We start from the raw sequence: 10,286 nt of genomic DNA, 5'->3' as shown, positions 1-10,286 counted from the left end.
GCCCTTTTGGCTTGCAAAAGGTGCCCTTTAAGACCCTTACTAACGCCCTTTTGAACCCTTAATAAGCACCTTCTACTTTCGTATTTTATAACCTCCTGATTTACTGTTAGTTGCAAACCGGCTCACAATACGTATTTTTCACCCTTATTTCAGGGATTTTATTAAAGAAAATGTCAAGGTTTTTGATGCAACTCCCCCCCAACAAAACACCAATGGCACGAAACTACGAATTGCACGGATTGCACGAAGACAAAGAATAGAACTACGAATAACACGAATATAAATAAGAAATAGCCAATAAGTGTATAATGCATCGCACATAACTTGTTTACTTGTCAACTAAATACTTGTCAACTAAACACAAGGGGTATCGCGGTAATTACGCCCCTCTCCTTTCGGAGAGGGGTTGGGGGTGAGGCTATTTATTCCTCCCCACAACACCCCTCAGCCAGAAGTAGACTTCTTCCTGCAAACGGAAAAGGGACCACGAACAGCGGAGGGGCAGATAACCGAACTTCCTTTTGATTGAAGGACTTACTTGCCGAAGATTGATGGTTTGCCAAACATGGTGCATGACAGACAAACCATGTTGGCGGTCGGCTACGGAGAGTTCATGGCGATGAAGATAATAGAACATGTAAAGACCCACTAAGTTGAGCCATCTCACCGTCTCGAAACAACGGAGAGTCTCCTCTGATGCACCCAAAGAAAGGAGCTGACGACGCATACTCTCGTTCGCTAAGAGAAAGTCGAAACGGCGAACACTGATGTTATGTGTTGTGGAAGAAGTATGCTGTCGATAATAATAAACACCCTCACAAAAAGCTACTTTGCGAGACTTTAGATAATGAATACGAGTTACATTCTCATCGCTATAGGTCAGAAGTGTGTCGTCATAAGGATAGGTATGGTGGATATCTCCTCTAATTGCATACACACCATGTATCTTCCATGTGAGGCTTTCCTTAAAAGCCTCTGCGCCTGACAACGTACCGAAATGAGGCATAGGAAAGACCTTTTCCTCTCCATTCTCGTAATGATGAACAACCTGAAAGAGTACGGAATCAATCTCATCGGTGAAGGCTTCACATACTTTCTCAAGTGCCGTTGAAGCCAACCAATCGTCACTGTCCACAAAACAGATATAATCTCCAGAGGCATTGGACAGTGCCATGTTTCGGGCATAGCCTATTCCGTGGTTCTCTTTTAGCGCAAAAACCTTCACACGCTCGTCCTTTTCAGCATACTGGTGGAGAATCTCCAATGACTTATCCGTTGACGCATCATCGACACAAAGAACCTCAATATCCTTCAAGGTCTGCGACAACAGCGAGTCAAGGCATTGCGGTAGGTAAGCTGCTGTGTTATAAACGGCTACAAGTATACTAATCTTTGGCATGGCGAACAAACTTATTCTTCACTTTAGAGATTAAAGCATTCCATAGTCCCGACTTCGCTTTCATCACACGGAGAGAAACTATCGTACTGACAACGCATAACAAACTGGCTACGCCCCACCGCATCCACTCGTCATCAGAGCGCACACTAAGAAGCACAAGGAGTCCGATTGAGAAATGAAGTGCGGCATAACGCATCACTGATGAGGACAGACGATAACCATAACGGACGTAAGCATAGCCATAGACACAGACAAGATTGAGCAGACCCGCTGCTGCTATACCTAATCCTGCACCGAAGAGTCCCCACTTCCAAAAGCCAAGTAGTACGAGTGCGACAAGGAAGATGTCATACAATCCCTCTAAGAGTAGATAGGATTTTGAGTCTCCTTTTGCCAAAGGAATATACTCTACAGGGAGGCGAATAGCACGGATATACATCGCCAACACCAACACTTGCGCCATGCTGAGGGCTGGAAGGAACTTATCGGAATAAAGGAAAAGTATCAGCTGGGGCAGGAATAAGAGGAAGAAAGTAAGCAAAGGAGAGATGAGAAGGAGTGTCACTTCTATCTGTCGGTTGACAATCTGATTAAAAGTAAACTTCAAGTTGTTTGCCCCAGAAAGGCGTGGAAAGTAGTCAGTTTCCATTGCAGAGAAGATCATACCTGCATAAACCATCGTCATCATGAAGGCAGAATTATAGAAACCCACGGTTGCTATATCCGAAACATTATTGAGATAGCTGCGGATAATCAGGTCGGCACCAGAGCCCAAGATGCCTGCAAAGACAAAGGCTGTACCCAAACGAATCATGCCCCAACCCTTGTCTAAGAACGTTTTTTGGAAAGAAACGTGGAAAGGATAGAGCCGACAAGAAACCATTATCGTCAATAAGAGCTGCACCAATGCCATCAATACCAACGAAGGAACAATGGTAGCATCACCAAAGAAATAATAAAGTGGAACGGTTAATACTAAGGCACCTAACACGTTATACACCGATATAGCGGCTAAGGAACGCAACTTACGGACTCCCTTAAGGATAGCAAGCTCGCCTCCAGCTAAGGCTGTCAATGCCACACAAGGAGAAAGAAGAATGAAATGAAGCGTATGTCCGTCCCACGCAAAGGTGTAACGGCTAAGCAACGGACTCAGGAAGATACAGATAAAGAATCCCAACAAGGCAGCAAGCAGGCTCCATGAACGCACAAGGGCAATGTCTTCCGTCAGTTTCTCTTCATCCTTCTGGTCGTAATCCTCTGAGATATTGCGCACAGCACTCATAGATATTCCAAAGTTCGTGGAGTCACTGATGAGCTTGGTTGTGGAATTAAAAAGCGAGATAAGTCCTACTCCCTGCGGTCCGAGCAGCATGGCAACAAACTTGTTGCGAACGATACCAATCAGCACATTCAGCACCTGTACACCACCAAAGAGGCTGATGTACTTCAAGATATGCAAATAGCTGTCAGTATTAGAGGCTTTTTTCATCACATTAACTAACGGATTTAAAAGTTTTTTATTATTTTTGCATCAAACAATTATTACATGAGATTATCTATCATCATCCCCATCTATAACGTTGAAGACACACTCCAGAGATGTTTGGAGAGTGTGTTAACGCAGATGGATGAGAGGATAGAGGTCATTCTCATTGACGATGGGTCGACGGATTCCTCTGGGAAAATAGCCGAAGAGATGACCGCTAACAAGGGGAATTGTAGGCTTATCCACCAAGAAAACAAGGGGCTTTCGGCAGCAAGAAACGCAGGAATAGAAGTGGCAACGGGGGATTTTCTTACTTTTGTCGACTCTGATGACTTCGTTGCGGAGGGTACATACGATGCGTTGTTGGCTGTCTTGGCAGCACATCCAGACTATGATATCCTTGAATATCCTGCTATGCTGTATTACGGAAGTGCGACGAGGCAACGACTGCTGACCTTCACGGACACAACAATCGGTTCTATTCGTGATTATTGGTTGGGCGGGGCTCACCTCCACACCTACGCTTGTAATAAGCTTTTTCGTCGTGAACTCTTTGCACAGACGCGCTTTCCAGAGGGCAGAGTGTTTGAAGATGTCTACACTTATCCTTACTTATTGCAGCAGGCAAAGGTAGTGGCAACTACTGCTGCGGGCATGTATTACTATTGTCAAAACGACAAAGGCATCACCGCTCAAGCAGGAGGAAAGGAATTGAACGACCTCTTGGAAGCGCATCTTAAGCACCTCAAGCTGTGGGGAGAACTGACACCTGCTTACTATCAGGCATTGGTTAATATTCAGTTGGATGTCTACGAGGCTACTCATGCTGCCCCTATCCTACCCGTTCTGCCCTATAAAGGAACCTTGAAACTCTTTATTCTCCACTTAATCGGATTAAAACGCTTATGTCAACTCAACCAGTTTATTCACAAAATAAGGAAGATAAGCCACTCGTAAGCTTCATCGTAACTTACTATAGCGAGCCTGTTGATATGCTAAAAGAGTGTATCAGCAGCATTTTGGCATTGAGTCTGAACGAGACAGAACGCCAGATTATCGTCGTGGATGACGGTGCGGAGTATTCGCCTCTCAACGAATTGCTTGCGCTTTCATCGAACATTGTCTACGTCAGACAGCCTAACCGAGGATTGGGACAAGCACGGAACACAGGAATTGAACTGGCTGAAGGAAGTTTTATTCAGTTTATTGATGGTGACGATTTGTTGCTGACAAGTGCCTATGAGCAGTGTTTAGATATCATCAGATACCGCGAAACGGATATGGTTTTATTCCAGTCAACTGACAAGAAAACCTCAAAACCACTTGCTGATGCTGAGGGTCCGATAAGTGGAACGGAATATATGACGCACAATAACCTGCGGGGCAGTGTCTGTACAGTTCTTTTCCGCAAGGAGATTCTACACGATCTTCGTTTCCCTAAAGGCATACTTCACGAGGATGAAGAGTTTACGCCACAACTCATGTTACGTGCTGAGAACCTTTATTTTACCAATAACAAGGCGTATTACTATCGTAAACGTGAGGGGTCTATCATGCACAAGCGTGACAAACGTTGGCATATCCGCCGCCTTTCTGACGCCGAGCAGGTACTTTATCGGTTGAAAGAGCGGGTTGACTATCTCCCTGTAAAAGAGCGTATTGCAATGGAACGACGCATCGCCCAACTGACAATGGACCATATTTACAACGTGATAACGATGACACATGACGAGACTCATCTCAACCATGTGCTCCAACGTCTGTCCCGACATGGGCTTTTCCCGCTGCCCGACAAGGACTATACAAGTAAGTATAAGTGGTTCAGAAGAATGACAAACAGCAGTTTCGGGCGCAAGACATTGATAATGCTGTTAAGGATAAACAAGGGATAAGACGCAAGTAGATACGGTGTCTATCCGTCTTCTACGAACAGTTTACTCCCTTATCAACTGATTCTTGTAAACTATTTTCATACTGTTCAAAACCAACACATGCTCTTTTGGCTTCTTAAAGACGGCTAATTGACTTCGAAAAGATGCCCTTTAAGCCTCTTACTAACGCCCTTTTGAAGTCCTATTAAGCACCTTTTGGGAATCACCTTTGCAACTACTTGATAGCAAAATACTTACAAGGGTGTTGAAACAGCTTGTTTTTAGTCTTTTTCTCCGCCATTTCATCGAACATTTTATCAATATATTTCTTTGTCTTTTGGGGTTAAATCTCACACGGAGACACGGAGTTTACGGAGTCTTTTTTAATGACACGGAGGCACCGTCGGTGCAGGGAGCAACGGAGAAAACAACCCATAAAACTTGTGTAAACGTAATTTATAAGTTACCTTTGAATAGCAAACTCGGTAATCATAATTATGAATTATGAATTCTGAATTCTGAATTAAAAAAGTCAAATGAAAGTCCTACTATTAGGTGAATATAGCAACGTACATAACACGCTGGCACGAGGCTTGCGTGAACTTGGACATACCGTAACAGTGGTGTCGAATGGGGATTTTTGGAAGAATTACCCACGTGATATTGATGTTTCCAGACGGTCGGGAAGGTTAGGTGGCATGCTTTTAATGGCTAAAATCTATACCTTACTGCCCCGTCTGCGAGGCTATGACATCGTACAGTTTATCAATCCTGTGTTCTTTGAACTGAAGGCGGAACGGCTCTTTCCGCTCTTTCATTATCTGAAAAAGCATAACAAAAAGGTTGTGCTCTGTGGCTTTGGCATGGATTATTATTGGGTAAACACGTGCTCAACGACGATGCCACTGCGTTACAGCGACTTCAATATCGGTAAGGAACTGCGCCAAAATAAGGAGGCGATAGTCGAGAGAGAGGATTGGATTGGTACGGAAAAAGGTCGTCTGAACCAGCTGATGGCTGAGCAATGCGACGCTATCGTGACAGGACTCTACGAGTATTGGTGCTGTTATGAACCGTATTTCCCTAAGAAAACAACCTTCATCCCCTTCCCTATCGTTGTCGGTGAACCGCCTATCATAGCCGATGAAACACCCGAGAAACTGAATCTTTTTATTGGAATCAGTAAGAGTCGGTCGGTATATAAAGGGACTGACATCATGCTGAGAGCCGCAGAGACGGTGAAAAAACAATACCCCGACCGCCTCAACCTCACTGTTGTTAATGGTCTACCCTTTGACGAATACGTGCGAACGATGCTCGGTTCAGATGCTATTATGGACCAACTCTACAGCTATACGCCCTCGATGAATCCCCTTGAAGCGATGGCACATGGTATTATCTGTATCGGTGGCGGTGAGCCAGAGAACTATGAAATCATCAACGAGACTACACTCCGACCTATCATCAACGTCCTCCCGACTTATGAAAGTTGTGTTAGAGAGCTTACTCACCTCGTCAATAACCTCTCTCTCATTCCACAATTGCGCCGCGATAGCTATGAATATGTACGCAAACATCATGATCATATCAAGGTTGCCCGTCAGTATGAGGAGCTTTATCGGGGGGTATTAAGGGAGAAGGAGTATTAGCCTTATTGGGCTAATAAGGCTAATTGGGCTAATAATTATTAGGCTAACAAGCCCTATTGGGCTAATAACAATTGGGCTAATTAGCCCAATAAGGCTAATAAAAATCAGGCTAACAAGCCCTATCAGCCCAATAACCTCAATAAAAAAAGTGAAGCCTAAAGCTTCACTTTTTTCTTTTTTCCATGACTCTCGTTACTCATTCGGTCAAGAGCAGTAACGACATAGACGTATTTTGTACTGCCGTCTTTATAATTAAGACGCAGCTTATTGCCGTAAGGCATCCCCACAATCTTTGAAGGATCATCGAGATTGATTGGCTCACCGGCATAGAAACGATAAACGATATAACGATAAGGAGCATCCTTCCAGCCCTCTCCCTTTGGAGCCTTCCATGTGAGATAATAGTAGCCATCACTCTCCTGTCTTGCCTTTACCTTCTTTGGTTTCGATGGAGCCTCATCGTCAATGAATGGCATCAAAGGCTGCAAAGCTGGATAACGCCAGTAGTTTGTGCGAAGGAGTGTACCATAGTTGCCTGGGTTATCAACAACCGACTTAGCATACCATAACACCGTTCCATTCACGTTCTGACACTGCTGATGCAGACGACGTTTCGCTGGAAGCTGATTTGAGTTAGGGTTCTGTGGGTCAGCATACTTCACCGTACGGAGTACATCCTCACCAATATACAACGGACGATTGCCTGCATAGCGGTTCCACCAGCCGATGAGTTCCTTATAATCAGCTGCACGATTGCCTATCTCCCAGTAAATCTGTGGCACACAATAGTCTATCCAACCATTGTTCACCCACTTAAGAACGTCGGCATAGAGGTCGTCATAGTTCTGCAAACCATTTGTACGACTACCATTCTTTGGGTCGTTCTTCTGATTGCGATAGATACCAAAAGGAGACACACCAAACTTCACCCAAGGCTTACGACGATGGATAGACTCACCCAACTGCTTGATGAAAAGGTCTACATTATTACGTCTCCAATCGTTGATATTGGTGAAACCACGTCTGTCATGCTGGAAGTAAGCTTGGTCAGGAATGGTCTGTCCTGCAGCAGGATAAGGATAGAAATAGTCATCAATATGTAAGCCATCAATATCGTATCGGCTCACGATATCATCAACCACTGCACAGATATAATTGCGATTCTCTGGCAGTGCAGGATTGAGGATGTAAAGTCCATCGTATGAGAAAACACGATTTGGGTTGGTTACTGCTACATGATTCGTTGCCAACTGTGTGGTATTCTTTGTCTTTGCACGATAAGGATTAATCCACGCATGAAGTTCCATACCACGATCGTGACACTCCGTAATCATCCATTGCAATGGGTCCCAATAAGGTGAAGGAGGTGTACCCTGACGCCCTGTAAGGAACTTACTCCATGGCTCATACTTACTTGGATAGAGCGCATCACACTCTGCACGCACCTGAAAGATGATAGCATTCACACCATCTCGCTGCAGTTCGTCCAACTGATAACGCAACGTACGTTGCATCTCCTCTGTACCAATACCTTGGAACTGTCCGTTCACACACTGAATCCACGCACCGCGGAACTCTCGCTTCTTAGCTGGAACCTGTCCATACACGGCATTTGCCACCCCAATGAAAAGCACTGCGGCAATCAATAATCTCAATAGAGAATGAAGTTGTCTCATTATTTTAATTTAGTTATATGCAAACCAACAACAGTAGCCCCTCCCCCTTACCCCTCCCCCAAAGGGAGGGGAGTAGTATGCGTGATACCCCTTGTAGGTTTGGGAATAACTTTTAAGCTGTCACAAGCTAATTAATTAGAATCAGGATTTTCATCACTCCCAAGCAAACTGTTTCCAGCACTCCCCCTCTCCCTTCGGAGAGGGGGCTGGGGGGTGAGGCTTTGTGTTGGGGGGTGAGGTTTTATCTCCTCCCTGCCATCTTCCTAAACATTTGGCGGTGGAAGCGGCGTTCAGCCTCTAACACGCGCAGCAATTTTGTGGCAGGAATCACCTTTAGCATTTCCTTATGATAACGCTGTTCTATCTGTTTTAATTGTATTTCATAGGCGTCAGCCTGTTCAATCATCTTACTTGCCTCGCGTTCTGATGATGGCCTTGCACTATGAATAGCACGTAACTTATCGAAATAGCCACGCTGTTTACTTCGCATCTCATCAAAGACCGGGAAGAGTCGTGCTGCCTCTTGCGCACTCAATCCTGCCTCTTTAGTAATGAAGTTATGCGACTCTGCCTTGATTCTGTTAAAATCAAACTTCCCTTGTGCATGCAGCAAAGACACACTGAAGAAAACGCAAAGCAATAGGATTATTCTTTTATATTTCATACTTCCTTCTCCTCTATTATTCTTCACTCGCCAGATAAGCATACATATCCGACTCGTCTATCATGAAGTAATCAGCTGCCTGATCGAAATCATCTTCTGATGAAGCCGATGTCTCGTGCGCTCCCTGCGCCAAATGATCCTCTGCCAAAGCATGTTTCCCTTGTCCACCATCAAACTCATGATAAGCAAGGAAGCCTACCAACACAACCCCGATTGTCATCGCTGCTGCTGCCAATGGGCGGAGATAATGCACCACCGTACGACGTGGTTTTACCGTCACCACTGCCTCTTTCTGCTCTTCTGTTGGTATCTGAGCCATCACACGGGAAGACAATTCAGAGAAGTAATTCTCTGGAACTGTGAAAGGCCGCTGCGTGTCGTATTCCTTTTGTAAGTGATTCGTTGATTCCATAAAGTTTTTTCTTTGATATAACTTAGACTGCAGAAAGGCTGAATGGTTTAATTATCAAGGTAAAATATTATTCATACCGCTTCACATAGTCAGTAATCTTCTGTACAGCAATATGATAAGAGGCTTTCAGCGAACCCTCGGTTGTACCTAATATCTCGCTTATCTCGGAGTATTTCATCTCGTCATAATAACGAAGTGTGAACACCGTACGCTGCACATCAGGCAAGGTTGCAATGGCTTCCTGCAACACTGCCTGACTCTTATCGCCATCGAAGTAGTCCTCTGCTAATAAGCGATTGGCTACTGATAGGTCGGCATCAGCACTGGAGAGTGCTGCTGTCTTTTGATGACGAAGGAAATCGAGCGATTCGTTAATAGCTATGCGATAAAGCCAAGTGGACAATTTAGCTTTTCCTTGAAAGGTCGGAAGACTCTTCCATGCTTTGAGAAACGTGTTTTGCAATACGTCGTCAGCATCCTCATGCGTAAGGACTATACTACGAATCTTCCAATACAGCGATTGGCTGTACTGGTCAACAATCATGGGGAAAACCTTCTGTCTTCCTTCGGAACTCGCCAACAGGCGAACCACTTCAGCTTCATCGAGGGGAGTCACTACTCTTCAAGAAAAGGCTTTTAATTGTCAAGAGCCGAACGGCGTCTTAACGGATAGATACCTTGCGAACTACATTACCCACCTTGACGATGTAGCATCCCTTCGGGAGGTTGAGCGTATAGTGCTTATCGTCACCATCAACCTTCACGCTCATCACGCGTACACCCGTCACATTATAGATTGCCAACTGTTCGTTCTCAGCACCAACCACATGCAACACGTTACCAACAACCGAGATTGAAATAGTCTGAACGTCTAAGTCAATCAAATCAATCGCTGCACGTGCCTGCACCGGTGCGGTGAAGCCTACAGAGAGCAGTAATGTGAAAAGAAAAGGAGTAAATATATTTTTTATCATAGACTATGCTTTTATGTTAGCTACAAAGATAACAAATTTAGGAATACATCTACTTATTTTATTGCATTAGTCTATTAAGATTTAATATAAATTAATATATTGCTGTCCGGTAAACCTTTTCCACATATAAAAGTTAAGGGCTAAAATCGGTA

10 protein-coding genes are annotated in these 10,286 nt (G+C 44.4%); 3 read left to right on the top strand and 7 right to left on the bottom strand.

All coding sequences use genetic code 11. The annotated features are described in order from the left end of the window. Positions 1-418: 418 nt before the first annotated feature. On the bottom strand, positions 419-1,399 hold the full coding sequence (locus tag HMPREF1505_RS11615; protein WP_036925534.1) for a glycosyltransferase family 2 protein: 981 nt from the start codon (positions 1,397-1,399) through the stop codon (positions 419-421). Then, positions 1,386-2,891 carry an oligosaccharide flippase family protein gene (locus HMPREF1505_RS11610; protein WP_036925531.1) on the bottom strand — a complete coding sequence of 502 codons (1,506 nt, stop codon included), beginning with the start codon at positions 2,889-2,891 and terminating at the stop codon, positions 1,386-1,388. Before HMPREF1505_RS11610 ends, HMPREF1505_RS11615 begins: the two co-directional genes overlap by 14 nt. A gap of 57 nt (positions 2,892-2,948) precedes the next feature. Here HMPREF1505_RS11610 and HMPREF1505_RS11605 point away from each other — a divergent pair, with 57 nt between their 5' ends. The 3 genes from HMPREF1505_RS11605 (at position 2,949) to HMPREF1505_RS11595 (ending at position 6,408) form a co-directional block, all read left to right on the top strand. Then, positions 2,949-3,845, top strand: a complete 897-nt coding sequence (locus HMPREF1505_RS11605) for a glycosyltransferase family 2 protein (RefSeq protein ID WP_036925529.1) — start codon at positions 2,949-2,951, stop codon at positions 3,843-3,845. Continuing rightward, positions 3,794-4,780, top strand: a complete 987-nt coding sequence (locus HMPREF1505_RS11600) for a glycosyltransferase family 2 protein (RefSeq protein WP_081722961.1) — start codon at positions 3,794-3,796, stop codon at positions 4,778-4,780. Before HMPREF1505_RS11605 ends, HMPREF1505_RS11600 begins: the two co-directional genes overlap by 52 nt. 515 nt (positions 4,781-5,295) lie before the next feature. Beyond that, positions 5,296-6,408, top strand: a complete 1,113-nt coding sequence (locus HMPREF1505_RS11595) for a glycosyl transferase (RefSeq protein WP_036925526.1) — start codon at positions 5,296-5,298, stop codon at positions 6,406-6,408. Between the two features lie 155 nt (positions 6,409-6,563). On the opposite strand, the gene HMPREF1505_RS11590 is transcribed toward HMPREF1505_RS11595, so the two are convergent. From HMPREF1505_RS11590 to HMPREF1505_RS11570, 5 genes are all read right to left on the bottom strand, one after another. After that, positions 6,564-8,084: a glycoside hydrolase family 10 protein gene (locus tag HMPREF1505_RS11590; protein ID WP_036925525.1), complete on the bottom strand. Its 1,521-nt coding sequence runs from the start codon at positions 8,082-8,084 to the stop codon at positions 6,564-6,566. A 241-nt stretch (positions 8,085-8,325) separates the two neighbouring features. Then, positions 8,326-8,748, bottom strand: a complete 423-nt coding sequence (locus HMPREF1505_RS11585) for a hypothetical protein (protein WP_036925523.1) — start codon at positions 8,746-8,748, stop codon at positions 8,326-8,328. A gap of 16 nt (positions 8,749-8,764) precedes the next feature. Next, positions 8,765-9,160: a hypothetical protein gene (locus tag HMPREF1505_RS11580; RefSeq protein WP_036925520.1), complete on the bottom strand. Its 396-nt coding sequence runs from the start codon at positions 9,158-9,160 to the stop codon at positions 8,765-8,767. A 67-nt stretch (positions 9,161-9,227) separates the two neighbouring features. After that, positions 9,228-9,776 carry an RNA polymerase sigma factor gene (locus HMPREF1505_RS11575; RefSeq protein WP_036925517.1) on the bottom strand — a complete coding sequence of 183 codons (549 nt, stop codon included), beginning with the start codon at positions 9,774-9,776 and terminating at the stop codon, positions 9,228-9,230. Positions 9,777-9,822: 46 nt separating this feature from the next. Then, positions 9,823-10,134, bottom strand: a complete 312-nt coding sequence (locus HMPREF1505_RS11570) for a T9SS type A sorting domain-containing protein (protein WP_004360559.1) — start codon at positions 10,132-10,134, stop codon at positions 9,823-9,825. Positions 10,135-10,286 lie beyond the last annotated feature (152 nt).

Origin of the sequence: Prevotella sp. ICM33, from assembly GCF_000517825.1 — a bacterium.
Taxonomy (GTDB): domain Bacteria; phylum Bacteroidota; class Bacteroidia; order Bacteroidales; family Bacteroidaceae; genus Prevotella; species Prevotella melaninogenica.
This window is presented reverse-complemented; position numbering and strand designations above follow the sequence as displayed.

What these genes read in the sequence shown, in the direction of transcription:
- HMPREF1505_RS11570 (WP_004360559.1), bottom strand. Translation starts at nt 10,134, where the DNA reads ATGATAAAAAATATATTTACTCCTTTTCTTTTCACATTACTGCTCTCT.
- HMPREF1505_RS11585 (WP_036925523.1), bottom strand. Translation starts at nt 8,748, where the DNA reads ATGAAATATAAAAGAATAATCCTATTGCTTTGCGTTTTCTTCAGTGTG.
- HMPREF1505_RS11595 (WP_036925526.1), top strand. Translation starts at nt 5,296, where the DNA reads ATGAAAGTCCTACTATTAGGTGAATATAGCAACGTACATAACACGCTG.
- HMPREF1505_RS11590 (WP_036925525.1), bottom strand. Translation starts at nt 8,084, where the DNA reads ATGAGACAACTTCATTCTCTATTGAGATTATTGATTGCCGCAGTGCTT.
- HMPREF1505_RS11605 (WP_036925529.1), top strand. Translation starts at nt 2,949, where the DNA reads ATGAGATTATCTATCATCATCCCCATCTATAACGTTGAAGACACACTC.
- HMPREF1505_RS11615 (WP_036925534.1), bottom strand. Translation starts at nt 1,399, where the DNA reads ATGCCAAAGATTAGTATACTTGTAGCCGTTTATAACACAGCAGCTTAC.
- HMPREF1505_RS11600 (WP_081722961.1), top strand. Translation starts at nt 3,794, where the DNA reads ATGTCAACTCAACCAGTTTATTCACAAAATAAGGAAGATAAGCCACTC.
- HMPREF1505_RS11580 (WP_036925520.1), bottom strand. Translation starts at nt 9,160, where the DNA reads ATGGAATCAACGAATCACTTACAAAAGGAATACGACACGCAGCGGCCT.
- HMPREF1505_RS11610 (WP_036925531.1), bottom strand. Translation starts at nt 2,891, where the DNA reads ATGAAAAAAGCCTCTAATACTGACAGCTATTTGCATATCTTGAAGTAC.